Below are 23668 nucleotides of genomic sequence, written 5' to 3'. Positions count from 1 at the left end.
ACTACCCCGCCCCACCCGCCCCCCCTACTAAACTCCGCGGTGGGCGGGCCCACCCGGGGGGGGGGGGGGCCCCGGTCGGGGCCCCCCGCCTCGGGTGGTAGGCCGTTCGGGTGCGTCAGCCGGTCGCGGCGAGCGCCTCCTCGAGCGTGGCGTGCAGGGGCAGGATGCGGTCCATGGCGGTCGCCTCCAGCGACCGGCGGACGCTGCGGCTCGCCACGACGTGGACCGCTCGGTCCCCGAGCTGCTTGCCGTGCTCGCGCGCGTGGGCGAGGGCGGCGATGCCCGAGGAGGCGAAGAAGGTCACCTCGGACAGGTCCAGCACGAGCGTTCTGGCCCCGGAGTCGAAGGCTTCGACGAACCGGTGGCGCAGCGAGTCGCTGTTGGTCATGTCGATCTCGCCGGACACCGCGATGACGATCGGGTCCCGGCGGTCGTCGTCGTAGGACGTCGTGGAGCTTTCGGGCAGGGTCATGTGCCCATTCTGCCGTGCCCGAGGGGCTCCGGCATACCAGGAAGAATCATGGCGCGAGGAGGTTTGAGGGCGTTGACCAGCGGGAACCCCGTGCGGTCCGGCTAGTGCGCGGCCACGGCGCGCAGCGCGTCCTCGACCGACTCGTGCAGGGTGAAGAGCCGGTCCAGCTCCGCCGAGCTGATCGAGCGGCGCACCGCGCGCGAGGACACCACGAGGTGCATCGGGGTCCCGTTGGCGATGCCGGTCTGGTGGTGCGCCACCAGCACGGACAGGCCGATCGAGGCGAGGAACCCGACACCGCCGAAGTCCACGACGACGGCGCGGTGCCCGGTCTCGGCGGCGTCCGCGAACGCGGCGGCCAGGCCCTCGCTCAGCGACGGCGCGGTGTTCATGTCGATCTCGCCTGCCACGCGGACCACGAGCGCTCCGTCGACGTGGTCGGTCCCGACCTCGAGGGGCGTGGCGGCGTCGTGTCCCGAGCCGGATTCCGCGTCCGGCGTCGTGCTGCGTGACATCGGGTCCTCGTCTTCTGGAGCTGGTGAACATGTGACGCGACCATGCTGCGGCACGACGTGTGAGGTCGACATTACGTGCGGCCGTGGCACGCGCTGCCATCCGTTCTCTACAGTTTGACGTGTGATGGTCCATCCGGCCGGGTAGCCGTCACCATCAGCACCCGCCGTCCTCGAACCGACCGCGGTCGCACCAGCCGAGGAGCCAGGTGAGCGCGCAGACGACACGTCCACACGAGTTCCGACTCGACGACCACGAGACACCGCCGTTGTCCCAGGTCCGGGCCTGGATCCGCACGGTGCTCGCCGACCTGGACCCCGATCTGGTCGCCGACACCGAGTTGATCGCCACCGAGTTGGCGGCCAACGCCTACGAGCACGCGCAGGCGCCGCGCGCCATCCGGCTCGCCCACCAGGACGAGCAGGGGGTGATCCGGCTGGAGGTCGACGACGCCAACCCGGAGCTGCTGCCGCGGCCTGGCACGTCCACCCTGGGGGAGTTCCGCGGTCGCGGGCTGGTGCTCATCAAGTCGATGGGCGCGGCCTGGGGCGTCGAGCGGCACCCCGACCGCAAGACCGTGTGGGCGGAGATCCCGGAACCGCCCGTCTGATCAGGTCCGGCGGAACGCCAGCAGCGCGATGTCGTCGCGCTTCTCCCCGCCGAACTCGGCCAGCAGGCGGTCGCACAGCGCGGAGGGCTCGTCGGTGCTCGAGACCGCCGCCCGGAGCGACTCCATGCCCTGGTCCAGATCGCTGTCGTACCGCTCCACCAGCCCGTCGGTCGTCAGCACGACGAGCGTCCCGGTCGGCAACGGGAACCGCGTCGCGGCCGGGTGGTCCAGGCCCAGCCCCAGCAGCGGCCCGGCCACGTCGAGGAACCGCGTGCCGTCCCCGTCGGCCACCAGCGGCGGCACGTGGCCCGCGTTGGCCACGTCGACGACCCCCTCGGCCTGGTCGACGAGCAGCAGGCACAGCGTCGTGAGCCCGCCGCGCCGGTGGTAGCGCTGGAGCATCCGGTCCAGCTTGGTGAGGATCGTCGGCAGGTCGTCGGTGTCCAGCGCGTAGGCGCGCAGCGCGTGCCGGACCTCGCCCATGACCGTGGCGGCCTCGATCGAGTGGCCGCAGACGTCGCCGATGGCGATCAGCACCCGCCCGTCGAGCGCGAGCACCTCGTAGAAGTCGCCGCCGATCTCGGCGTTCGCCGACGCCGGGACGTAGCGCGCGACCATCGGCAGGCCGGGCTGCTCGGGCAGGTCGCGGGGGAGCAGGCTGCGCTGGAGGGTCAGCGCGAGCAGGTGCTCCTCGGTGAGCGCGCGCAGGCCGTCGGCCGCGACCGCCGTCGCCTGCCCCAGCTGCACGAGCAGGTTGCGGTCCTCGTCGGACGTCACGGCGTCCGCGTCGATCGCCACGCACACCGGCGGCCGTCCGGCCTTGGTGCGCGCCACGACGACCGCGGCGGGCACGCCGGGGTGCCACGGCGGGTCGTCCACCCGCGTCACGGCGACGCCCTCGTCCCGCCCCAGCGTCGCGGTGACGACCGCCTCGACCACGTCCACCCGCTCGGTCCGCAGGTCGACGTCACCGGCCTCCCCGGTGGCGCCGATCCGGACCTCCTGCGCCGACGACACCAGCGCGACCACGGCGGCGCTGTCCAGGACGTCGGCCGCGCCGAGCGCCGCCGCCGAGGTGAGGGCGTCGACCGTCGCCGCGGAGTTGATCGCGAGGGTGGCCCTGGTCAGCCGGGTGAGCCGGTCGGCGAGGTCCTCCGCCAGCATCCGCGCCCGGTAGTAGCGCAGCGCGGCCTCGACCGTCGCCAGCAGCTCGCCGGGGTCGACGGGCTCGGTCAGGTAGGCGTCCGCGCCGCGGGTCAGCCCGACGGTCTTGTCCTCGGGCTCGACGTAGGTGGCCGACACGTGGATCACCGGCATCACCGCGGTCTCGGGGTCGGCCTTGATGATCTCGCACACCTCGAAGCCGCTCATGTCCGGCAGGTGCACGTCCAGCATCACCAGGTCGAACTCCCGCTCGCCGAGCACGGTCAGCGCCTCGCCGCCGGTGATGGCCTCGGTCACGTCGTGCCCGCTGCGGCGCAGCCAGCTCGCGGTGATGTACCGGCTGGCCTCCAGGTCGTCGACGACCAGGATCCGGGCGGGCCCGGACTGGGGCACCCGTCGTCGTCGCGTGGTCGACTGGCTCATCGGGGTACCGTCCTCCGCACCGACACGTGGGCTTCCTTGATCGCCTGTCGCACCGACTCCGGTGAGATGAGCGACCGGCGCAGCAGCGCCGCGCCCAGGGTGGACGCCGTCAGTTCCATACCCCCTGGATCGTCGGCGCACACCACGACCACGGGGATCCTCGCCAGCGCCGGGTCACGGCGCAGCACCGACAGCACCTCACCGCCGTTGACCAACGGGGCGTCGGCGTCGATGAAGATCAGGTCCGGCCGGTGGCCGGTGACCACGCCCAGCGCGGCCCTGCCGTCCTCCGCCTCGACGACGTCGTCGGCGAGGGTGAGGACCTCGGCCTTCAGCCGGGCGCGGCGCTCGTCGTCGCCGTCGACCAGCAGGGTGGTCCCGACCGCCGTGAGCGGGAGGTCGTCCACGGCCCCCAGCGGCAGCCTCAGCACCACGGTGGTGCCCTCGCCCGGCGTGCTGGTCAGCGTCAGGTCGCCGCCGAGGATGCCGCTGAGCCTGCGGGCGTAGGGCAGGCCGAGCCCGGTGCCCGCCGCGCCCGCCTGGAGGCGGTTGGGCACCTGGTGGAACTCCTCGAACACCCGGTGGTGCTGCTCGGGCGGGATGCCGATGCCGGTGTCGGCCACGACGAAGCGGACGTGCTCGTCGTCCTCGACCACCGACAGCCGCACCTCGCCGCGCTCGGTGAACTTGAGCCCGTTGGACAGCAGGTTGCGCAGGATCCGCACGAGCATCGTGCCGTCGGTGACCAGCGGGGCCAGCGGCGGCAGGTCGTCGACGACGAACTCGACCTCGCCCGACCGGATCAGCGGGCGCAGCGCGCCGCGCAGCTGCACGAACATGTAGGCCAGGTCGACCGGCGCGGGCTTCGGCCGCATGCTGCCGGACTCGGCCTTCGCGGTGTCCAGCAGCTCGTTGACCAGCGCGAGCAGCGTGGTGCCCGAGTCGTTGATCAGGTCGACCTGCCTGCGCTGCTCCTCGGTCAGCGGGTCGGCCCCCGGCACGGCGAGCAGCCTGGTCAGGCCGACGACGGAGTTGACCGGCGTGCGCAGCTCGTGGCTGATGTTGGACCAGAACCGGGTGCGGGCCTCGGCCGCCTCGCGCAGCTGGGTGGTCTTCTCGTCCAGCTCCGCGTACAGCGCGACGACGCCCTTGTTGGTCTGCTCCAGCTCGTCGGACAGCTCCTTGTACAGCGCGAGGACGCCCTGGTTGGTCTCCTCCAGCTCGTCGTTGGCCCGCACCAGCTCCTGGCGCTTGCGCTCCAGGTCCTCCAGCGTCTCCAGCAGCTCCTGGTTCTGCGCGCGCAGCTCGTCGAGCGCGTTGCCCTCGGTCGAGCCGCCCAGGTCGCGGCGGAGGCCGTCGAGCGTCTCCCGCGACGGCGGCAGCACCGCCGCGGGCAGGTTCCGGACGAGCGCGACGGTGCCTCCGTCGGCCCGCTCGACCACGTCCACGGCGTGCAGCAGCATCCGCGCGGTGTGCCAGCCGGGGCCGTCCGCGGTCACCGACCCCGCCCAGCCGAGGTCCACCACGAGCGCCGGGACGCGGCCCAGCCGCAGGGTGAACACGGCGGTGGAGGCCGCGGACTGCCGCACCAGCTCGCGACCCACGTCGCTGAGCGCCGTGGCCACCCGGATCTGGTCCTGGCCGTCCAGCCCGACGGCCGCGGCGACCTGCCTGCCCTTGCCGCGCAACCGGAACACGTCCGACTCGCCCCGGACGGTCATCCGGGTCAGCTCGGCGCGCTCGTCGTCGGACACGGTCAGGAGGCCTTCCCGACGAGCACGCAGGCGTCGTCCTTGCGCACCCCGGCGTCGCGCAGCAGGGCGCCCGCGACGACCAGCGGGGTCGAGGTCAGGATCGTGTCGCCGCGCTCGACCGCCCAGCGCTCGGTCAGGCCGTCGGAGTGCATCACCACGGTCGCGTCGTCGGGCAGCGGGTAGTCGAAGGCGCGGATCGTGCGCGCCTGGTACCCGGCCACGCCGGGGACGGAGATCATGCCGCGCTTCTGGCCGTCGCCGAGCACCGCGCCCGCGATGTTGCCGAGGCCGGCGTACCGCACGGTGCGGGCGACCAGGTCGACGTCCGCCACCGCCACCGCGCCGCCGCGGGTGCCGCGCAGCTCCCGGTGGATTCGGGCGACGACGTCCTCGGGCGCGGTCGGGTCCAGCTCGCAGAACAGCCGGACCGCGGCCTGCGACGCGGTCGCCGCCAGCGGTCCGTGGCCGGAGCCGTCGCACATCATCATCGTCAGCCGACCGGGGGCGCGGCGGACGGCGTAGGCGTCGCCGCAGACCTCCTCGCCGCCGATCGCGCGGGTGATGCCCGCGGCCACGTCCTCCGGCAGGTCGGCGACCGGGCCGCGGCGCGCGTGGAAGCGCGCGGCCAGCACGGTGCCGTGACCGGGGCGGGACGCCATGTCGCAGGAGTCGGAGAGGCGGACGACGGCACCCAGCCCGACGCCGAGGGTGCCCGTGGTCGACTGGCCGTCCTCGAACGCCAGACTGACGTCGGTGATGCCGGGACCGCCGTCGACGGCCAGCACCTCCACCGCGGCGTGCGTCCCGCCGCGCACCGACCGCACCAGCACCACCCCCTCACGGGCGTGCTTGTGCAGGTTCGTGGCGATCTCGGTGACGGCGACGCCGATCTCGGCGACCCGCGTGGCGGGGAACGCCAGCTTCTCGGCCAGCGTCGTGGCCGCCCGGCGGACGCGGCCCGCCTCGGCGGCCTCCTCCACCCGGATCCAGACGACGTCCTCGGCCATCGGCAGGCACGTCGACCCGGTCACCGCTTCCACTTGACCACCGTCACGACCGTGCCCCGGCCGACCTCGGTGTCCAGGTCGAACTCGTCCACCAGCCTGCGGGCGCCGGACAGGCCGAGCCCCATGCCCTTGCCGCTGCTCCAGCCGTCGGCCAGCGCGAGGGCGAGGTCCGGGATGCCCGGACCCTCGTCGTGGAACGACGCGCGGACGCCGGTCTTCCCGTTCGCGGCGACCTTCTCGATCCGCGCGAACCCGCCGCCGCCGTAGACCAGCGTGTTGCGGGCCAGTTCGCTGGTCGCCGTCACCAGCTTGGTCTGGTCCACCAGACCGAGCCGGACCTCCTGCGCGTAGGCGCGCACCAGTTGACGCACCCGGACGACGTCGTCGTCCCCGGTGATGGGCAGTTCCTCCGGTCCGTCGGGCCGGGCCGTCACCACACCTCCCGGCTGGTGCCGTCGAGGCGTCCGCTCTCCCGGCCGAGCGTCGACAGGATCCTCATGCCGCGTTCCAGGTCCAGCGCCGTGCGCACCCCGCCGAGGGTCAACCCGAGTTCGACCAGGGTGATCGCGACGGCCGGGCGCATGCCGACCACGACGGTGTCCGCGTCGAACAGCTTCGAGATCGAGGCGATGGTGGCGAACATCCGGCCGATGAAGGAGTCGACGATCTCGACCGCGGAGATGTCGATGATCACGCCGTAGGCGCCGGTGGCGCTGATCCTCTCGGCCAGGTCCTCCTGGAGCGCGAGCACGCTCTGGTCCTGGAGGTCGATCTGGATGGAGACGAGCAGCACCCCGCCGATCTTGAGGATCGGCACGCGTTCCATCAGAGGGTCCCCCGCTCGCCCTTGCGCGTGACCTCGACGCCTTCGCGGCGCAGCGCGTGCCGCAGCGCGTCGGCCAGCGTGGCCTTGGTGGCGATGTCGCCGAACTCGATGCCGAGCGCCACGATGGTCTGGGCGATCTGGGGGCGGATGCCGGAGATGGTGCACTCCGCGCCCATCAGCCGGGCGGCCACGACGGTCTTGAGCAGGTGCTGCGCGACCTGCGTGTCGACGGCGAGCACACCGGTGATGTCGATGATCGCGTGCTCGGACCCGGTCTCCACCAGCGCTTCGAGCAGCTTCTCCATCACGACCTGCGTGCGGGCGGAGTCCAGGGTGCCGACCAGCGGCACGGCCAGGACGCCCTCCCAGAGCTTGACGACCGGGGTGGTCAGCTCCAGCAGTTGCTCGGACTGCTCCTTGATGATCTCCTCGCGGGCGCGCGAGTAGGACTCGAACGTCCACAGCCCCAGCGCGTCGATCAGGTTCGAGAACGCCAGCACCTGCCGGAACAGCTCGGCGTCGTTCTGCTGGTCGACCAGCTCGAACACCACCGGCTTGAGCGCGAACACGCTCGACGCGGTCTCCGCCGGGCTGAAGTTCTGCCGGGCGCGCGAGCGCGACAGCTCCTCCAGGAACGACCTGATCTCGCCGAAGGAGTGTCCCGACAGGTCGCGGCCGTCCGAGGACGCCACCGGGAGGAGGGACGCGAACAGCTCCCGGAAGTCGCGCTCCAGCTCCGCACCGGTGGCCCGACCGCGCAACGTCGTGCCCGCGGACTCGGCCCACCTGCTGATCACCACGTCGGTGTTCGCCCGCAACAACTCCGTCAAGCGGTGACCCTGTCCTGCTTCGCCCGTCACGCGTTCCTCCTAGTAGCCCCTGCTTGGGACAGACACTAGTGCTGTCCGTGGCGGGGTGTCGCCCGGTGGCGACCGGAGCGCGTCAGCAGGCGGGCGCGAGGGTGTCGGCCGAGCTCCACTCGCCCAGCCGCCTGCCCAGTTCGGTGTAGACGGACGGGTCGAAGCCCATGCCGGTGTGGGTGCTGCGGACCTCCACGTGCTCGGCGTGCGGGTCGAGGCTGCACCGCCACGGCACGATGCCGTCGTTCTTGGAGTAGACCGACACCGCGGGGACCTCCAGCGGGGCCGACAGGGCGGCGAAGTTCTCGCGGAAGCAGTCGCCCGCGAAGCAGTCGGCGTCCATCAGGCCGGGCACGCCCAGCGCCGACAGGCGGCCGAGGAACCGGGCGACGGCGAGGACGTCGTGCTGCGCCTTCAACGGTTCCACGAGCGGGCTGCCGAGCGTGATGAGCCCGCGCACGAGGTCCGGCCTGCGGACGGCGGCCAGGCGGGCCAGCATCCCGCCGCGGCTCTGGCCGATCAGCACCACGGGGCCGCCGGTGGCCTCGACGTGCTCCTCCAGCTTGCGCTCGATCCGGTCGACCAGGTCCGTGGTGCACCCGACGGTGAACCCGACGTGCGCGCCGGTCGGGACGAACCCCCTGACCCGCAGCCACGTGCTGGTCAACGCCAGCGAGTGGTCGTGGGCCCCGAAGCCGGGCACGAGCAGGACGCCCGTGCCGCCGCCCTGGTACGGGTCGACCGCGGTCCACACGCGGTGCCGCAGCAGACGGGGGATGCCGAGCATCGCGGCGAACACGTGCTCGCGGGCCGCGACCCGCACGGTGTCGACCGCCCGCTCGCTGATCAGCTGGGGAAAGCGCATCGGCCGCTCCGTTCGTCGTGCAGGTCGTGGGGGATTACCCCGCGCGTCGAATTCCGACACCTCGCCGTCTCGACGGACGTTGAAAGTTTCAGCATCTTCAGGAAAGTTTCGAACTCGCCTTCGAGGTCAATCCGGCATTTGGCCTGATCAGATTGGCCAAATGAGACTCGAAACCACCCGAAACTACGCGTCTGAAAGGGTTGTTCAGGAAGTACGGTGTAGCCGCCCCTGGCCGCCATCCTTCAAGGAGGAAGGATGAACCTCAGCACCTCTCGACCCGGTGGACCCCCTGCGCCACCGGCCCCTGCTCGCCGCGCCGGTGTCGTGGCGAAGATCCTGGGAGTGCTCGTGGCCGCACTGGTCACGGTCCTGTCCCTGCTGGTCGCGCCGCGCGCCTCGGCCGCGACGCTGACCGAGGTCACCGGGTTCGGCACGAACCCGACCAACCTGCGCATGCACCTCTACGTGCCGGACCGCCTCGCGGCGAAACCCGGCGTGCTGCTCGCGGTGCACTACTGCACCGGGACGGGGCCCGCGTTCTACTCGGGCTCCGAGTTCGCCCGGCTGGCCGACCAGTACGGGTTCATCGTGATCTACCCGTCCGCGACCCGGAGCGGGCAGTGCTTCGACGTGTCGTCGCCGCAGGCCCTCAAGCGCGACGGCGGCAGCGACCCCGTCGGGCTGATGTCGATGGTCCGGTACACCTTGCAGCGCTACAACGGCGACACCGGCAAGGTGTTCGTCACGGGCGTCTCGTCCGGCGCGATGACGACCAACGTCATGCTGGCCAACTACCCGGACGTGTTCCAGGCGGGCGCGGCGTTCGCGGGCGTGCCCGACGGGTGCTTCGCCACCACGGACGGGTCCGGCTGGAACAGCGCGTGCGCCAACGGGACCGTGCTCAAGACGCCGCAGCAGTGGGGTGACATCGCCCGCTCCGCCTACCCCGGCTACACGGGCGCGCGGCCCCGGATGCAGCTGTGGCACGGCACCGCGGACGACACGCTGCGCTACCCGAACTTCGGCGAGGAGATCGACCAGTGGACGAACGTCCACGGCCTGTCCACCACGCCGACGTCCACCGACAGCCCGCAGTCGGGCTGGACGCGCACCCGCTACGGGACCGGCGTCGAGGCGATCTCGTTGCAGGGCGTCGGGCACAACCTGCTCGCGTCCGGCATGGCGTTGCGGGCCATCCAGTTCTTCGGGCTGGACCAGAGCGGCCCGACGACGACCACGACTACCACGACCACGACGACCACCACGACGACCCCGCCGCCCGGTGGCGGTTCGTGCCGGATCGGCTACAGCACCAACGCCTGGAACACCGGCCTGACGGCGACCATCACCATCACGAACACCGGGACCGCGCCGGTCACCGGCTGGACGCTCGCGTTCACCCTGCCGAGCGGGCAGGTGATCACCTCGGGGTGGAGCGCCACCTACTCCCCGACGAGCGGGGCCGTCACCGCGAAGAACGTCTCCTACAACGGGACGATCGCCGCGGGCGCGTCGACCGGCATCGGCTTCCAGGCCAACCACGGCGGCGACACCGCCGCGCCGACCGCCTTCACCCTGAACGGGGCCGCCTGCGCCATCGCGTGACCGTCCCACCCCTGAGCCTGCCGGCCATCCCCACCCGCGACGGAGCGGGTGCTTTCAGAAGGTGCGAACAATGAAACTGACAGAGAGGTCAGTGTCCCGTGCCCTGCTCGTGTCGAGCCTGGTCGTGGCGACGACGGGTGCGGCGCTGGTGCTGGCGACGTCGGCCGCCGCCGCGACCACCCTCGGCGCGTCGGCGGCCCAGACCGGCCGGTACTTCGGGACCGCGGTATCGGCGAACAAGCTCTCGGACTCGACCTACGTGGGCATCTTGAACCGAGAGTTCAATATGGTCACGCCCGAGAACGAGATGAAGATCGACGCGACGGAGCCGAACCAGAACCAGTTCTCCTACGGCAACGCCGACCGGATCGTCAGCCACGCCAAGAGCCAGGGGATGCGCGTGCGCGGGCACACGCTGGCGTGGCACTCGCAGCAGCCGGGCTGGATGCAGAACATGAGCGGGTCGGCGCTGAGGTCGGCGATGCTCAACCACGTCACGCAGGTGGCCACGCACTACAAGGGGCAGTTGTACGCGTGGGACGTGGTGAACGAGGCGTTCGCGGACGGCAGCTCCGGCGGTAGGCGGGACTCGAACCTCCAGCGGACGGGCAACGACTGGATCGAGGCGGCGTTCCGCGCGGCGCGGGCGGCGGACCCGGACACCAAGCTCTGCTACAACGACTACAACACCGACGACTGGTCGCACGCGAAGACCCAGGCGGTGTACTCGATGGTGCGGGACTTCAAGTCGCGCGGCGTGCCGATCGACTGCGTCGGCTTCCAGTCGCACTTCAACAGCCAGAGCCCGGTGCCGTCGAACTACCAGACCACGCTGTCGAGCTTCGCGGCGCTCGGCGTGGACGTGCAGATCACCGAACTGGACATCGAGGGCTCCGGCTCGACGCAGGCCTCGAACTACCAGCGGGTCGTGGCGGCCTGCATGGCGGTGGCGCGCTGCAACGGCATCACCGTGTGGGGCATCCGCGACAGCGACTCGTGGCGCTCCTCGGGCACCCCGCTGCTGTTCGACGGCTCGGGCAACAAGAAGGCCGCGTACACGTCGGCGTTGGCGGCCCTCAACTCCGGCGGCACGACCACGACCACCACGACCACCACGACGACGACCACCACCACGACGACGACGACCACTCCGCCCAACCCCGGTGGCGGGTGCTCGGCGTCGGTGTCGCTGAACCAGTGGAACGAGGGCTTCGTCGCCACGGTCAAGGTCACGGCCGGGTCGTCGGCGATCAGCGGTTGGTCCGTGGGCATCGCCCTGCCCTCCGGCGCCACGGTCACCAACGCGTGGAACGCCCAGCGCAGCGGCAACACGGGCTCGACCACGTGGACGAACGTGTCCTTCAACGGCCAGGTCCCGGCGGGCCAGTCGATCGAGTTCGGCTTCCAGGCCACCGGATCCGGGTCGGGCATCACCCCGACCTGCTCGGCGTCCTGAGTGGACGGTGGCCCGGCGTCTTCCGCGCCGGGCCACCGGTTCGGGCCGTCAGCGCAGCTGCGCGGCGATGGCCGCCCGGTCGATGAGCGACGACACCTCCGCGATGCGGCCGTCCTCGAAGCGGTAGAAGACGTGCTCCGCGAACGTGAGCCGCGCGCCGTTCGGGGTGAAGCCGAGGAACTCGGCCTCCGGCGTGCACTCGAAGACGATGCGGCACGCCACCCGGTCGCCGTGGGCGACGACGAGGCGGGCGTCGAAGAAGAGGTCGGGGATCGCGGCGACGTCGGCGGCGATCATGTCCCGGTACTCGGCGCGGGTCAGCGGCTCGCCGTTGTAGGACAACCGGTCCCGCACGAAGTGCGCGAGGTCGTCGAACCGCCGGTCGTTGAGGGCGGCGAGGTACCCGCGGTAGCGGGACTCCAGGTCTTCGGTCACGGTCAGGCCTTCAGGTAGGCGAGCACCGCGAGCACGCGGCGGTGGCCCGCGTCGGTCGTGGGCAGGCCCAGCTTGGTGAAGATGTTGCCGATGTGCTTGTGGACCGCGCCGTCGCTGATCACCAGCAGGCTGCCGATCGTGGCGTTGGAGTGGCCTTCGGCCATGAGCCCCAGCACTTCCCGTTCCCGCGGGGTCAGCGCTTCGAGGGGGTCGTTCACCCGGCGGCGCACGAGGAGTTGCGCGACCACCTCGGGGTCCATCGCGGTGCCGCCCGCGGCGACTCGGTGCAGCGCGTCGAGGAAGTCGGCGACCTTGCCGACCCGTTCCTTGAGCAGGTAGCCCACGCCGCCGCTGCCGTCGGCGAGCAGGTCCGTCGCGTAGCTCTCCTCGACGTGCGCCGACAGCACGAGCACCGCGAGGCCGGGCCACCGCCGTCGGGCCTCGACGGCGGCGCGCAGGCCCTCGTCGCGGAACGTCGGGGGCATCCGGACGTCCGCCAGCACGACGTCCGGGCGGTCGGCCTCGATGGCGGCCAGCAGGTCATCGGGGTTGTCGACGGCCGAGACGACCTCCAGACCCTCGGCACGCAGCAGGTGGGTGAGTCCCTCGCGCAGGAGGGCGTCGTCCTCGGCGATCACGATGCGCACGGCTCATGGTCCCGCAGGGATGTCGGCCCGCATCACGGTGGGTCCGCCGAGCGGGCTGTCCATCCTGGTCGTGCCGTCGAACGCGGCCACCCGGCGCTGGATGCCGAGCAGGCCGGTGCCGTGCGCGAGGTCGGCCCCGCCGCGGCCGTCGTCGGTCACCTCGACGACGAGCACGTCGTCCTCCTCGCGCAGGCTCACGGTGATCCGCGATGCCCCGCTGTGCTTGACGGCGTTGGTCAGCGCCTCGGCCACGACGAAGTACGCCGTCGCCTCCACGGCCGCGGGCAGCCGGGGGAGCGGGTGCTCCTCCACGGTGCACGGGATGGCGCAGTGCGCCGCCAGCGAGGCGACCGCGCCCGCGAGCCCCCGGTCGACCAGCACCGGCGGGTAGATGCCGCGCACCACCTCGCGCAGTTCGGCGAGCGCGGACGTGGCCGCGTCCTGCGCGGTGCGCACCATCGGCAACGCCGTGGCCGGGTCGCGGCCCAGCGCCCGCTCCACCATGCCCAGGTGCATCACCACGGCCACCAGGCGGTTCTGCGTGCCGTCGTGCAGGTTGCGCTCGATGCGCCGCAGCTCGGTGCCGTGCGCCTCCAGCGCGGCGGCCCGCGTCGCGGTGACCTCGGCGAGGCGTTCGGCGAGGGACCGCTGGGGCGGGGCGAGCCGGTTCGCGCTGACCTTCGCGTACCACCGGGCCAGCGGCGGCACGAGCACCACGCCGAACGCGCCGTAGCCGAACGCCGTGAGCAGGGCCCACCCGGCGCCGCCCCACGACGCCACCGGCACGTCCAGCGTCGTCGCCGCGTCCGGCAGCCACGGCCAGAACGCGGCGATGAAGAGGTTCTGCACCACGCCGGTGGGCGAGGAGATGGCCAGCCCGCCTACCAGCAGGCCGAGTCCGGCCTGCACGGCGAGCCACCGCGCGTCCCGCCAGGCGTGCGGGCTGGACGCCAGCGCGGGCATCCCGGTGCCGGTGTCCGGCGGGGGCGGCGGGATCACCCGGTCCAGGAAACGACCGGTGCGCGCGCGTTCGCTCGCGGCCAGCCGACGAGCCAGGCCCATCAGGCGGGGGAGCAGCGGCACCGTGACGACGAACGCCACGCACAGCACCATTCCCAAGAGGACGGCCAGCGCCGCGAGCGCCACGAGGAACCCGAACGCGAGGAACCGCCACGCCCTCGGCAACTGCCGGTCGATCACGGTGACTGCTCCTCTGCGAACGGGGTCGGGACAATCGTGGCACGCCGGGTCACGTCAGGCTCCGGCGCCGACGGTGTCGACGGGGCGGCCGCGCAGGGCGGCGCGGGTGGCGAGCACGATCGAGCCGAACCCGATCACCGCGGTCACCAGCACGATCACCCCGTACACCAGCGGGTCCACGGCGGGCAGCGGTCGGCCGGTCGTGGCGAGGCTGATCCCGACCAGCGGCACGACGGCCACCGCGGTGCCGATCACGGCGGCCGCGCCGACCACCACGCCCGCCTCCAGCGCCATCATCCGGCGCACGTGCCCGCGGCCGGTGCCGATCAGCCGCAGCATCGCGAACTCCCGCCGCCGCGCGCCGGTCGCCATCACCAGCGTGTTCACCACGGCGATCACCAGGTACAGCAGCAGGAAGCCGTTGCCGATCAGGTTCGTCGACGACTGCTGCCACCGCTGCTCGTGCTGGGCGGCGGCGAACGCCGACCGGTCGACCACGGCCACGCCGGGGTACCGGTCGGCCAGTGCTCCCGCCACGTCCGCGCCCTGGTCGGCGGAGACGAGGACGGCGTCGTCGAACCCGGTCGTGGTGTGCGCGGCGAGCAGGTCGCGCGGGGCCGTGACGTCGCCGAAGCCGAGGCCGTTGGCGTAGACCGCGACGACCTTGAGCGTCTTGTCCACGCCGTCCCCGAGGAACACGTGCACGGACTCGCCGACCGACACCCCCGCGGTCCCGGCCGCCGACGTGCTCAGCGCGACCGTGTCGCCGCGCAGCCCGTCCAGCGAGCCGGACGTGACGGCGAGGTCCAGCGTGGACCCGAGGTGCTCGGGCTCGACGCCCTGCGCGGCGAAGGTCTCGACCTCCGGTTCGTCGATCATCCGGTACTCCAGCAGCACCTGCGACCGGACGACGGGCAGCGCGGACCGCACGCCCGGCACGTGCCGGACCGCGTCCACGACCTCCGGGGCCAGGCCGGTCGCGCCGCCGGAGACCACGAGGTCGGCGGTCACGCCAGTCTCGACCTGGTCGGCCGCGGCGGCTTCCGCGGTGGTGATGGTGAAGACCTGCACGGCCGCCATCGCCAGTGCGAGCGCGAGCGGGACGACGGCCCCGCTGAGGCGGCGGGCGTTCGCCCGGCTGTTGGCCGCGGCCAGGTAGCCGCTGATCCGCCCTCGGTTGAGCACCGGGGCGGCGACGGCCGTGGCCATCCGCATCAGGACCGGGCCCAGCATCGCGGTGCCGACCATCAGCAGCAGCACCGAGCCCGCCGCGCCGCCGAGCGCGGCCGGACCGGGGAGCAGCGCGGGCACGACCGTGCCGGCGAGGACACCGGCGACCAGGAAGACGACGCCGAACGTCCGGCGCGCGCCGCCGAGCGCCTTGGGCTCGACCGCGGCCTCGCCCAGCGCGTCCACGGGGTTGGCCCTGGCCAGACGGCGGGCCGCGAAGTACCCGGCGCCCCAGCCGCCGAGCACGCACAGCAGCAGCGCGCCGAGCGCGGGCAGCGGGCTGTAGACGAGGGCGAGGTCCGAGGGCAGCACGCCCGCGCCGGCGAACGCGTCCCGCAGCAGTCCCGCGACGGCGAAGCCGGGCAGGCTGCCGAGGAGGCCGCCCGCGACGGACACCAGGAGCAGTTCCGCGCCGATCATCCGGTGGACCTGCTTCGGCGTGGCCGCGATGGCCCGCAGCACGGCCAGTTCCCGCCGCCGCTGCTGGATCGACAGGCCCAGCGTGGAGGCGACCACGAACAGCACGACCATCGCGATGGTGCCGATGAGCGAGCCGGACAGCAGGGTGAGGAACCCGCGCGCCTGGCCCACGTCCAGGAACTCCACGTCGCCGATGGCCGTGCCGGTGTAGGTCTCGACCCCGTCCACGGCGGTGGTGATCCGCTTCGCCAGGCCGTCGGCGTCCACGCCCGGCGCGGCGACCACGCCGACCGCCGTGACCCGGTCGGACAGCGCCGCCGCGGCCTCGTCGGTGACGAAGACGGCGGACTGCCGGTGCAGCGCGGGGGCCGAGGCCAGCCCGACCACGCGGTAGTCGGTGGGCACGCCGCCGAGCGCGATCCGGGCGGTGTCCCCGGTGGACAGTCCGAGCCCGGTGTCCACCACGACCTCGCCGGGCCCCTGCGGCTGCCTGCCGTCGGTCAGGGCGAACGGCGCGAGCCTCGCGGACGACCAGCCGTGGGCGTAGACCGGGGCGCTTCCCTTGGCGGACAGCACGTCCACGGCGACGCTGCGCTCGGGCACCGCCAGCTCGACGCCGGGCACCCGGCCGATCCGGTCGGCCGCGTCGGCGGGGAGCGGGACCCGTTCGGCGAACGCCGTGGCGAGGTCCTGGGTGCCGGTGAAGGCCTGCTTGCCGCCGACCACGACGGCAGCGGCCGCGTAGCGCTCGGGGGCGACCCCGGACCGGAGCCCGGACTCCAGCAGGACGCCGCTGGCGGTGATGACGGTCGCGCCGAAGAACAGCGCGACGAACGCGGCGACGAAACCGCCGCGGCGGGCCTTGATCGTGCTCCAGGCGAGGGAGAACACCTCACGCCTCCCCGAGGTGGGTCATGCGGTCCGACACCTGGGCGGCGGTCGGGTGGTGGAGCTGGCCCGCGATCCGGCCGTCGGCGAGGAACACGACCGAGTCCGCGTAGGACGCGGCCACCGGGTCGTGGGTCACCATCAGCACGGTCTGCCCGAGGTCGACCACGAGCCTGCGGAACAGGTCGAGCACCTGACGACCCGTGCGGGTGTCCAGCGCGCCGGTCGGCTCGTCGGCCATCACGACCTCGGGCCGGTTGACCAGCGCGCGGGCGATGGCGACCCGCTGCTGCTGGCCGCCGGACAACTGCGAGGGCCGCCGGTCGGCCCGGTCGAGCATCCCGACCCGGTCCAGCAGCTCGCGCAGCCACGCCCGGTCGAGGTCCCGCCCGGACAGCCGCGGCACGAGCGCCACGTTCTCCTCGACGGTCAGCGCCGACATCAGGTTGTAGGCCTGGAAGACGAACCCGACCCGCTCACGCCGCACGGCCGTGAGCGCGGCCTCCTTCATCCCGGACAGCTCCACGTCGCCGAGCCGGACGCTGCCGGACGTCGGCTGGTCGAGGCCCGCCGCGCAGTGCAGGAACGTGCTCTTGCCCGAGCCGGACGGTCCCATGACCGCGGTGAACGTGCCCCGGTCGAGCCCGATCGACACCTCGCGCAGCGCGGTCACCGCGCTCTCCCCGGAACCGTAGGTCTTCGTGACGGACTCCAGCCGCAGGGCGGCCGTGCCGACCAGCGCGCGGGTCACGCGATGCCCCCTGCGGTCACCGTGACGCGGCCGTCGGTCGGACGGGGGTAGCCGAGCCGACCGCGGGTGAGGGCGAGGACGACCACGGTCAGCGCGCCGAGCCCGAGCGTGGGACCCCACAGCAGGGTGTTGTCGGCGTCCGGGAAGAACTCGGAGAACGCGACGGACTGGAAGTTGTTGATCGAGCAGTGCAGCAGCATGACGAGCGGCAGGCTCTGGCGGCCCTTGTTGTACACCAGGGTGATCAGGAAGCTCATCTCCATCGCCGTGATGGCGAACCGCAGGATCGTCTCCGCGTTCACGTCGGGGCCCGCCCACGGGGTGAGGAACAGCGGCAGGTGCCAGATCGTCCACAGGACGCCGAGGATCAGCGTCGCCACCACGGGCTGGTGCCGCTGCTGGAGGCGGCTCAGCGCGAAGTCGCGCCAGCCCGGCTCCTCGGCGAGGCCGGTGGTGAAGAACTGGAGCACGAGCATCGGCACGTAGACCGCCAGCACCATCAGCGACGGCGTCCGGAACGCCTCCTCGCCGCCGGGAGCGGCCAGCGTGCCCAGCAGGACCGCGACCGGGACGGCGAGCAGCGCGAACGCGTACCAGGCGACCCCGGCCCGGAACTGGAACAACCGCCTGCGCCACCGCCGCAGCCCCTCGCGGCCCTCGGTGACGGCCGTGACGGTGAACGCGGCGGTCAGCGGACCGAGGTACGCGCCGGGCAGGATCGCCGTGAGCTGGTTGCCCAGCAGCAGGTCCGGGTAGCGGAAGTGCAGCACGCCGAACCCGTCGAGCGACAGGATGTACGGCGTCCACGCGACCCAGCTGATGGCGTTGGCGAGGGTGAAGAACGTGATCAGGGGGTAGCGCCGGACCAGCCCGCGGAGGCCACTGGAGGGTTCGCGGAGGGTGTCCGCGGCAGGTGTCGAAGTCATGCTCGAAAGGCTAGGAACGGATCTTGTCCGAGTCAGTGCAGGCAAGGGGCGTCCTCGTGGTGGAGTCCGCTCTACCCCCGGACGGCCCGAGGGAATAGCTCACGCCGCGTTCGCGCTGCACCGGGTGTCCCACCGGGGACCGGAGCAGAAGGGTGCGGGAGATGGTGGAACGAGCTGGATCGCCGGACGGCGCGGCGTTGACGACGGCGTGCGGCAGGCGGGTCGCGGTCGGGCGGATCCAGTTGAGCGGCACCGCGCCGATCGGTCGGGTGACGCTGCGCGTCGGCCCGGACGGCGGCGGGCGCGGTGAGGCCTGGCTCACCCTGACCACCGCCGAGGCCCACGAACTCGCCCGCGCCCTGCTCGTGCAGGGTGACGTCCTCGCTGCCCGCAAACGGGGTCCGGCTGCCTGACCGTCCGGTGTGGACGGCGGCTCAGAGGCGTTCGAACCGGAACGGGGACAGTTCGGCGTCGTGGTCCTCACCGAGCACTTCGGCCGCGACGAGGTCGCCCGCGTGGACGCTGAGGGTCGCGCCGCTGTGCGAGACGGCGAAGTGGAAGCCGGGCAGCGCGAGCACCCGGCCCAGCACCGGGAGGCCGTCGCCGGGGATGGGGCGCTCGCCCACCCGGACGCTCTCCACGGCCGCGTCCCGCAGACCGGGGTAGAGCGCGATGCCCGCGTCGACCACGGCGTCCACGGCCGCCCTGTCGACACCCGCGGACCCGGAGCTCACGGCCCGGTCGATCGCCTCGGAGTGCAGCAGCACCCGTCCGGCCTCGTCGGGGCGCAGGTGGACCCGCGGGGCGTGCAGGACTCGGGACACCGCCACCGCGATCGGTGAGGTGCGGACGAGGACGCCCAGGGTGTTGCGCATCGGCAGGGTCAGCCCGGCGAGGTCGGCGATCTCCCCCGCGCGCGGTCCGGCGCAGTTCACGACGGCGTCCGCGGTGAGCCGCCGTCCGGAGGCGAGCCGGACCGCTCGCACGGAGTCGTCCCGCTCCAGCGCTACGACCGCGTCCCCGCGCACCACGTCGACGCCTCGGGACAGCAGGTGGCCGATCATCCGGGTCGGCTCGATCCAGCCCTCGCGCGGGAAGTAGGCGATCCCGTCCGCGGGCAGGGCGTTCGGGTCGAGGTCGGGTTCGAGGTCGAGCACCTCCGCGCGGTCCAGCCAGCGGGCCTCGTACCCGTAGTCCAGGACGCCGTCGACCTTGCGGCGCAACGCCTCCCGGTCGTCGGACCACTCCAGGTTGCCGTGCTCGTGGTACCAGTCGCCGCCCATCCGGCGGTGCGCCGCCATCCCGGCGACGCACAGGTCGTGGTAGGCGCGCGGCTGCTTCCCGCACGAGTTCGTCCACGAGAAGGTCGCGCCGGACGTGCCGCGCGAAGGCTCTCCGGCGTCCACGACGGTGACCCGCGCGCCTCGGCGCGCGAGCGACGCGGCCACCGCCGCGCCGTAGACCCCTGCTCCCACAACCACAACGTGCTCGACCACGAGGCCCCCCGGAGGTGTCGACTCGAACTTAGGGAGACAGGTCGTGGCCGGTCAACCGCCGAAGTGACGGCAGTGAATTAGGACACCCTTGCCTTAGTTAGCGGTGGCGATGGTCTAGGAACTGTCCATGGTCGACGAACCCTTCAGAGTCCGGGCGCTCACGTCGGACGACGTGGCGCCCCTCCGGCGCGTCCTCGCGGGCGCGTTCCTCACCGATCTGGACGAGACCCGTCCGGAGCGCGTGGAGCACGTCCTGGAATTCGAGCGCACGCACGGCGTCTTCGACGGTGACGACCTCATCGGCGTCGGGGCCGTCCTCAGCCGCGAGATCACGCTGCCCGGCGGGGTCGTGGCCCCCGTCGCCGCGATGACCGCGGCGGGCGTGCGGCCCGGTTACCAGGGGCGGGGCGTGCTGAACCTGGTGGTGTCGAGCATCCTGCGCGGGATCGAGACCGGCGCGGGCGAGGCGCTGGCCGTCCTGTGGGCGTCCGAAGGGGCGATCTACAGCCGGTTCGGCTGCGGGTCGCTCGCTACGGACCTGCTGCACGTGGCGCTGCCGCACGGTGCGAGGTTCCACGAGGGTGTCGATGTCGGCGTCGATCGCGTTCGTGAGGTGACGCGGGCCGAGGCGTTGCCGGTGCTGAAGGAGACCTACGAGCGGGTGCGCCGGACTCGTGTGGGCTGGCTGGGGCGTGATGAGGGAGCGTGGGGGTTCCACCTCGCCGACGAGGACCGGTACCGCGACGGGCGGTCTGCGTTGCGGTACGCGCTGCACCCTTGTGGTTACGTGGTGTACCGGGTCAAGACCGGGTGGGACGCGCGTGGGCCGCAGGACGACCTGCACGTGCACGAACTCGTGGCGGAGACCGATGTCGCGCATGCTGCGCTTTATCGCCACCTGCTCGATTTGGGGCTTGGTGGTGAGGTGAAGAACTACACCGCTCCTGATGATCCGGTCGTCCATCTGCTGGCCAATCCCCGTGTTGCTGTTCGGCAGCGTCATGACGCCCTGTGGTTGCGGTTGTTGCACGTCGATCGGGCGCTGGAACTGCGGCGTTATGGGTCCGATGTGGATGTCGTGGTCGAGGTGGTGGACGCGGTGTGTCCGTGGAACGCGGGTGCTTGGCGGGTCACCGTGGTGAAGGGCGAGGCGACGGTGCGGCGAACGTCTGCGGGCCGGGATGTCACGGCGGACGTTGGTGCGTTGGGGTCGGCGTACCTCGGTGGGACTCGGTTGAGCGTGTTGGCTCGGGCGGGGCGCGTGCGGGAGCACACGGTGGGGGCGGTGGAAGCGCTGTCGGCGGCGTTCCTCGGGGAGCGGGAGCCGCACTGTCCCGAGTTGTTCTGAGGACTGGCCGAGTGCTCCTTGCGGTGGCAGGGTGCGGTCCATGGCAGTTCCACAGGGGATCGCGGGTGTGTTCGACCGGGCCGCCGACACCTACGACGAGGTCGGTGTGCCGTGGTTCCGGCCGATCGCGCTCGGGTTGGCGGAGGAGTTGGCCGTGGCGGCGGGGGAGCGCGTGCTCGACATCGGGTGCGGGCGTGGGGCGCTGTTGGCCCCGCTCGCTGAGGCTGCGGGGTCGACCGGGTATGTGCTCGGTATCGACCTTGCGCCGCGGATGGTTCGGTTGACCGCCGAGGATTTCCGTGATGTGCCGCAGGTCGAGGTCCGGGTGGCCGATGCCGTCGCGCCTGGGTTGCCCGCGTCGTCGTTCGACGTGGTCGGGGCGTCGTTGGTGTTGTTCTTCCTGCCGGATCCGGTGGGGGCCGTGACCGCGTGGGCAGAACTGCTGGTGGCCGGGGGGCGGCTGGGGGTGGCGACGTTCGGGCCGCAGGACGAGCGGTGGCGGGAGGTCGACGCGCTGTTCACGCCGTACCTGCCCGCGCAGCTCTTGGATGCCCGGACGAGTGGGCAGCGGGGGCCGTTCGCTTCGGATGAGGGTGTCGAGGGGTTGTTGCTTGACGGCGGGTTTTTCGATGTGCGGACGGCGCACCGGGACGTTGAAGCGGTGTTCCGCGATGCTGACCACCTGGTGGAGTTCTCGTGGTCGCACGGGCAACGGGTGATGTGGGAGGCGGTTCCGGAGACGGAGCGGGGCGGTGTGCGGGAGCGGATGGTGGAGTTGGCGCGTGGGTACGGGGACGGGGCTGGAGGGTTCTCGTTCACGCAGCGGGTGCGGTACACGGTGGGGCGGCGGGCGTGACGGCTACTTCGGGGTGCACTGGAGGCCGGTCAGCGGTTGGTCCGTGCCGGACATGATGCCGCCCCAGCTCGTGGACGCCCCTGGAGGTAGGGAACCGTTGTAGCTCTGGTTGTTGCCGACCAGGCGGTTGCCGGACTGGGTGACGACCGCGTTCCACGAGGTGGTGACGCGTTGGGAGCCCGTGAACGAGAAGCTGGTGCTCCAGCCGGACAGCGGGGTCGTGCCGGTGTTCCGGACGGTGAACTCCACCTGGTACGCGCCTGGCCACGAGCCGTAGACCGAGGGGGTTATGGAGCACGCCTTGGCCGGGGGTGCTGGGACGGTCGTGGTGGTCGTGGTTGTGGTCGTCGTTGGTGGGGCGGTGGTGGTCGTGGTGGTTGATTCCGTGGTGGTTGTGGTTGTGGTTGTCGTCGTCGGGGTGGTGCTGGGTGGGGTTGACGCTGAAGTCCACGCGGCGGTTTCGGTGGTGTAGTCGGCTTTCGTGTACGCCTCGGTGCACTTCGGCGCGCACTGCGGGGGCAGGGTGAAGCTGTACTCGCGGCCCGCGTTCACGAGTTCGTCGGACACGTCGCGGACGCGGATGCGGTAGGTCTCGCCGAGGGGGACGTCGGAGCCGAGGATGAACGACTGGCCCATGTCGCCGTTCGGTTTCGCCTGCCGCCAGCGGCCGTCGGCGGACAGGTACTCGACGCCGTGGATGCCGTTGGGCAGGTGTGAGACGGCGATGGCGGGCCAGGCGGACTGGGCGTCGCGCAGGAAACCGATCCGCAGGTCGCCGGAGTAGTTGGGCGTCGGGACGTAGGACCACGAGACGTGCCGGTTGTTCCAGTGGTTGGCGTCGATGTCGCCCGCGAGCACGCCGCCCTTCTTGAACCGCTTCAACGACGACGAGGACAGGCCGAGGTGGTCCGGGTCGTCGCGGCACCACGCCGTCGCGTCGGCGCAGCCGTCCGCGACGACCATCGTCAACGTCGCGCCGGTGAAGTCGTCCGCCACCCAGGAACCCTCACGGCAGAACGCCTGACCGCGCGCGCCGTCGTTGACGCCGGTGCAGAAGTTGCCGATGGTGACCTGCACGAACCGCCCGCAGTTGCGACCGTTCTCCCAGCGTCCGATGTGGTTGGACTCGGACGGCGGGATGGGGCGGTTGTGGGCCCCGTAGTCGCCGGGGGTGTCGAAGACGTTGAGGGACACGAAGTCCTGCGAGTCCAGCACTTGTTCGGGGAGGCCGCAACCGCTGTAGGCGGAACCGAAGCCCGAGAAGTGGGTGGCGTTGCCGCGGACGGAGGTGGGACTGGCGCTGCTCTTGGTGAACGCCAGGACGGCGATGGACACGACCGCGATGGTCGCCAACGCGATACCGGCCACCACGGCCTTGCGGGTGGCACTCCTGGATGTGGCCGCGGTCTTCACGTCGCCCTCTCACGCGAGCCGTGCTCGCGGCTCTGCCTGTGGTGCACCGGGGGTGTGGGGTGGGACCGGATTCGATCACAGGGGGGAGGGGTTCGTCGAATGCGTGGGAAGGGGCTGGGCCGAATGGAGGTGTGGGTGGTGGGTGTCGTGAGGTGGTGTTGGGGTTTGGGGCGGGGGTGGTGCCGCTGGGGCGGTTCGGTGGGGATGGAAGTCGTGGGCGGCACCGGGTGATGAGCGCTCGCGGTTTTGTGTCGTACCCCCTTAGTAGTGTGTGCGTTGGGGGGTTCTCACGGCTGGGGGACCCTTGGTGAGATGTGTTCGCGTTCGGTTGAAGTGGGGTTGACCTGCGGGTATGTGGTGCGCCGTGGGTGTTTGGTGGCGAACCCCCGATTGCGCCAATTATCCCACCCTCTTTCGTCTTGTCAAGGCTGGAAAGACGCCTTGACAAGACGAAAGTGGGTGGGGGCGCAAAAACAATCGGGGGGCGCCAGGGTTGGGGGGTA

The 23668-nt window shown here is 72.0% G+C and carries 23 protein-coding genes; 6 read left to right on the top strand and 17 right to left on the bottom strand.

Annotated features, from left to right (window positions below):
• Positions 1 to 115: 115 nt before the first annotated feature.
• Both ACFWW9_RS38570 and ACFWW9_RS38565 read right to left on the bottom strand, forming a co-directional pair.
• A complete protein-coding gene (locus tag ACFWW9_RS38570) occupies positions 116 to 472 on the bottom strand; it encodes an STAS domain-containing protein (protein WP_390387461.1) in 357 nt (118 codons plus the stop codon).
• A 101-nt stretch (positions 473 to 573) separates the two neighbouring features.
• A complete protein-coding gene (locus ACFWW9_RS38565; protein WP_390387460.1) occupies positions 574 to 987 on the bottom strand; it encodes an STAS domain-containing protein in 414 nt (137 codons plus the stop codon).
• 206 nt (positions 988 to 1193) lie between these two features.
• Between ACFWW9_RS38565 and ACFWW9_RS38560 the strand changes: the two genes are divergently transcribed.
• Positions 1194 to 1595, top strand: a complete 402-nt coding sequence (locus ACFWW9_RS38560; RefSeq protein ID WP_390387458.1) for an ATP-binding protein — start codon at positions 1194 to 1196, stop codon at positions 1593 to 1595.
• Here ACFWW9_RS38560 and ACFWW9_RS38555 read toward each other — a convergent pair whose 3' ends face one another.
• The 7 genes from ACFWW9_RS38555 to ACFWW9_RS38525 form a co-directional block, all read right to left on the bottom strand.
• Complete coding sequence (locus ACFWW9_RS38555) at positions 1596 to 3182, bottom strand: SpoIIE family protein phosphatase (RefSeq protein WP_390387456.1); 1587 nt, start codon at positions 3180 to 3182, stop codon at positions 1596 to 1598.
• On the bottom strand, positions 3179 to 4936 hold the full coding sequence (locus tag ACFWW9_RS38550; protein WP_390387455.1) for an ATP-binding protein: 1758 nt from the start codon (positions 4934 to 4936) through the stop codon (positions 3179 to 3181). The genes ACFWW9_RS38555 and ACFWW9_RS38550 overlap by 4 nt, the downstream gene beginning before the upstream one ends.
• A 2-nt stretch (positions 4937 to 4938) precedes the next feature.
• A complete protein-coding gene (locus ACFWW9_RS38545) occupies positions 4939 to 5976 on the bottom strand; it encodes an ATP-binding protein (RefSeq protein WP_390387454.1) in 1038 nt (345 codons plus the stop codon).
• Positions 5964 to 6377, bottom strand: coding sequence for an anti-sigma regulatory factor (locus ACFWW9_RS38540; RefSeq protein WP_390387453.1), 414 nt, complete (start codon positions 6375 to 6377; stop codon positions 5964 to 5966). The genes ACFWW9_RS38545 and ACFWW9_RS38540 overlap by 13 nt, the downstream gene beginning before the upstream one ends.
• On the bottom strand, positions 6374 to 6769 hold the full coding sequence (locus ACFWW9_RS38535) for an STAS domain-containing protein (protein WP_390387452.1): 396 nt from the start codon (positions 6767 to 6769) through the stop codon (positions 6374 to 6376). The genes ACFWW9_RS38540 and ACFWW9_RS38535 overlap by 4 nt, the downstream gene beginning before the upstream one ends.
• A complete protein-coding gene (locus ACFWW9_RS38530; RefSeq protein WP_390387451.1) occupies positions 6769 to 7599 on the bottom strand; it encodes an STAS domain-containing protein in 831 nt (276 codons plus the stop codon). Before ACFWW9_RS38530 ends, ACFWW9_RS38535 begins: the two co-directional genes overlap by 1 nt.
• 112 nt (positions 7600 to 7711) lie before the next feature.
• Entirely contained in the window at positions 7712 to 8494 is a 783-nt protein-coding gene (locus ACFWW9_RS38525; protein ID WP_390387450.1) for a lipase family alpha/beta hydrolase, read from the bottom strand.
• A 255-nt stretch (positions 8495 to 8749) separates the two neighbouring features.
• Here ACFWW9_RS38525 and ACFWW9_RS38520 point away from each other — a divergent pair, with 255 nt between their 5' ends.
• Together ACFWW9_RS38520 and ACFWW9_RS38515 are read left to right on the top strand one after the other, a co-directional pair.
• Entirely contained in the window at positions 8750 to 10099 is a 1350-nt protein-coding gene (locus tag ACFWW9_RS38520; RefSeq protein WP_390387449.1) for a PHB depolymerase family esterase, read from the top strand.
• Positions 10100 to 10169: 70 nt separating this feature from the next.
• A complete protein-coding gene (locus tag ACFWW9_RS38515; protein WP_390387447.1) occupies positions 10170 to 11555 on the top strand; it encodes an endo-1,4-beta-xylanase in 1386 nt (461 codons plus the stop codon).
• Positions 11556 to 11603: 48 nt separating this feature from the next.
• On the opposite strand, the gene ACFWW9_RS38510 is transcribed toward ACFWW9_RS38515, so the two are convergent.
• The 6 genes from ACFWW9_RS38510 to ACFWW9_RS38485 are packed head-to-tail and all read right to left on the bottom strand — an operon-like array spanning position 11604 to position 18052.
• Positions 11604 to 11990 (bottom strand): ester cyclase, encoded by a 387-nt coding sequence (locus tag ACFWW9_RS38510; RefSeq protein WP_390387446.1) that lies wholly within the window; start codon positions 11988 to 11990, stop codon positions 11604 to 11606.
• 2 nt (positions 11991 to 11992) lie between these two features.
• Positions 11993 to 12637: a response regulator gene (locus ACFWW9_RS38505; protein ID WP_390387445.1), complete on the bottom strand. Its 645-nt coding sequence runs from the start codon at positions 12635 to 12637 to the stop codon at positions 11993 to 11995.
• A gap of 3 nt (positions 12638 to 12640) precedes the next feature.
• Entirely contained in the window at positions 12641 to 13837 is a 1197-nt protein-coding gene (locus tag ACFWW9_RS38500; protein ID WP_390387444.1) for a sensor domain-containing protein, read from the bottom strand.
• A gap of 54 nt (positions 13838 to 13891) precedes the next feature.
• Positions 13892 to 16378 (bottom strand): ABC transporter permease, encoded by a 2487-nt coding sequence (locus ACFWW9_RS38495; protein ID WP_390387443.1) that lies wholly within the window; start codon positions 16376 to 16378, stop codon positions 13892 to 13894.
• 1 nt (position 16379) lies between these two features.
• A complete protein-coding gene (locus ACFWW9_RS38490; protein WP_390387442.1) occupies positions 16380 to 17126 on the bottom strand; it encodes an ABC transporter ATP-binding protein in 747 nt (248 codons plus the stop codon).
• Positions 17123 to 18052 (bottom strand): CPBP family intramembrane glutamic endopeptidase, encoded by a 930-nt coding sequence (locus tag ACFWW9_RS38485; protein ID WP_390387441.1) that lies wholly within the window; start codon positions 18050 to 18052, stop codon positions 17123 to 17125. Before ACFWW9_RS38485 ends, ACFWW9_RS38490 begins: the two co-directional genes overlap by 4 nt.
• A 161-nt stretch (positions 18053 to 18213) precedes the next feature.
• Here ACFWW9_RS38485 and ACFWW9_RS38480 point away from each other — a divergent pair, with 161 nt between their 5' ends.
• Entirely contained in the window at positions 18214 to 18465 is a 252-nt protein-coding gene (locus ACFWW9_RS38480) for a hypothetical protein (protein WP_390387440.1), read from the top strand.
• A 21-nt stretch (positions 18466 to 18486) separates the two neighbouring features.
• On the opposite strand, the gene ACFWW9_RS38475 is transcribed toward ACFWW9_RS38480, so the two are convergent.
• Complete coding sequence (locus tag ACFWW9_RS38475) at positions 18487 to 19527, bottom strand: NAD(P)/FAD-dependent oxidoreductase (RefSeq protein WP_390387439.1); 1041 nt, start codon at positions 19525 to 19527, stop codon at positions 18487 to 18489.
• 148 nt (positions 19528 to 19675) lie between these two features.
• Between ACFWW9_RS38475 and ACFWW9_RS38470 the strand changes: the two genes are divergently transcribed.
• Together ACFWW9_RS38470 and ACFWW9_RS38465 are read left to right on the top strand one after the other, a co-directional pair.
• Positions 19676 to 20896, top strand: a complete 1221-nt coding sequence (locus tag ACFWW9_RS38470) for a GNAT family N-acetyltransferase (RefSeq protein WP_390387437.1) — start codon at positions 19676 to 19678, stop codon at positions 20894 to 20896.
• Between the two features lie 40 nt (positions 20897 to 20936).
• Entirely contained in the window at positions 20937 to 21752 is an 816-nt protein-coding gene (locus ACFWW9_RS38465; protein WP_390387436.1) for a class I SAM-dependent methyltransferase, read from the top strand.
• A 3-nt stretch (positions 21753 to 21755) separates the two neighbouring features.
• On the opposite strand, the gene ACFWW9_RS38460 is transcribed toward ACFWW9_RS38465, so the two are convergent.
• Positions 21756 to 23165: a cellulose binding domain-containing protein gene (locus ACFWW9_RS38460; protein ID WP_390387434.1), complete on the bottom strand. Its 1410-nt coding sequence runs from the start codon at positions 23163 to 23165 to the stop codon at positions 21756 to 21758.
• Positions 23166 to 23668 lie beyond the last annotated feature (503 nt).

Source organism: Umezawaea sp. NPDC059074, from assembly GCF_042738955.1.
Lineage (GTDB): Bacteria > Actinomycetota > Actinomycetes > Mycobacteriales > Pseudonocardiaceae > Umezawaea.
The sequence above is the reverse complement of the archived record's forward strand: the minus strand, read 5'-3'. Positions and strand labels throughout refer to the sequence as shown.

Coding starts and splice junctions, on each gene's coding strand:
- ACFWW9_RS38535 (WP_390387452.1), bottom strand. CDS start 6,769: ATGGAACGCGTGCCGATCCTCAAGATCGGCGGGGTGCTGCTCGTCTCC.
- ACFWW9_RS38515 (WP_390387447.1), top strand. CDS start 10,170: ATGAAACTGACAGAGAGGTCAGTGTCCCGTGCCCTGCTCGTGTCGAGC.
- ACFWW9_RS38480 (WP_390387440.1), top strand. CDS start 18,214: ATGGTGGAACGAGCTGGATCGCCGGACGGCGCGGCGTTGACGACGGCG.
- ACFWW9_RS38555 (WP_390387456.1), bottom strand. CDS start 3,182: ATGAGCCAGTCGACCACGCGACGACGACGGGTGCCCCAGTCCGGGCCC.
- ACFWW9_RS38525 (WP_390387450.1), bottom strand. CDS start 8,494: ATGCGCTTTCCCCAGCTGATCAGCGAGCGGGCGGTCGACACCGTGCGG.
- ACFWW9_RS38565 (WP_390387460.1), bottom strand. CDS start 987: ATGTCACGCAGCACGACGCCGGACGCGGAATCCGGCTCGGGACACGAC.
- ACFWW9_RS38465 (WP_390387436.1), top strand. CDS start 20,937: ATGGCAGTTCCACAGGGGATCGCGGGTGTGTTCGACCGGGCCGCCGAC.
- ACFWW9_RS38485 (WP_390387441.1), bottom strand. CDS start 18,052: ATGACTTCGACACCTGCCGCGGACACCCTCCGCGAACCCTCCAGTGGC.
- ACFWW9_RS38520 (WP_390387449.1), top strand. CDS start 8,750: ATGAACCTCAGCACCTCTCGACCCGGTGGACCCCCTGCGCCACCGGCC.
- ACFWW9_RS38470 (WP_390387437.1), top strand. CDS start 19,676: ATGGTCGACGAACCCTTCAGAGTCCGGGCGCTCACGTCGGACGACGTG.
- ACFWW9_RS38570 (WP_390387461.1), bottom strand. CDS start 472: ATGACCCTGCCCGAAAGCTCCACGACGTCCTACGACGACGACCGCCGG.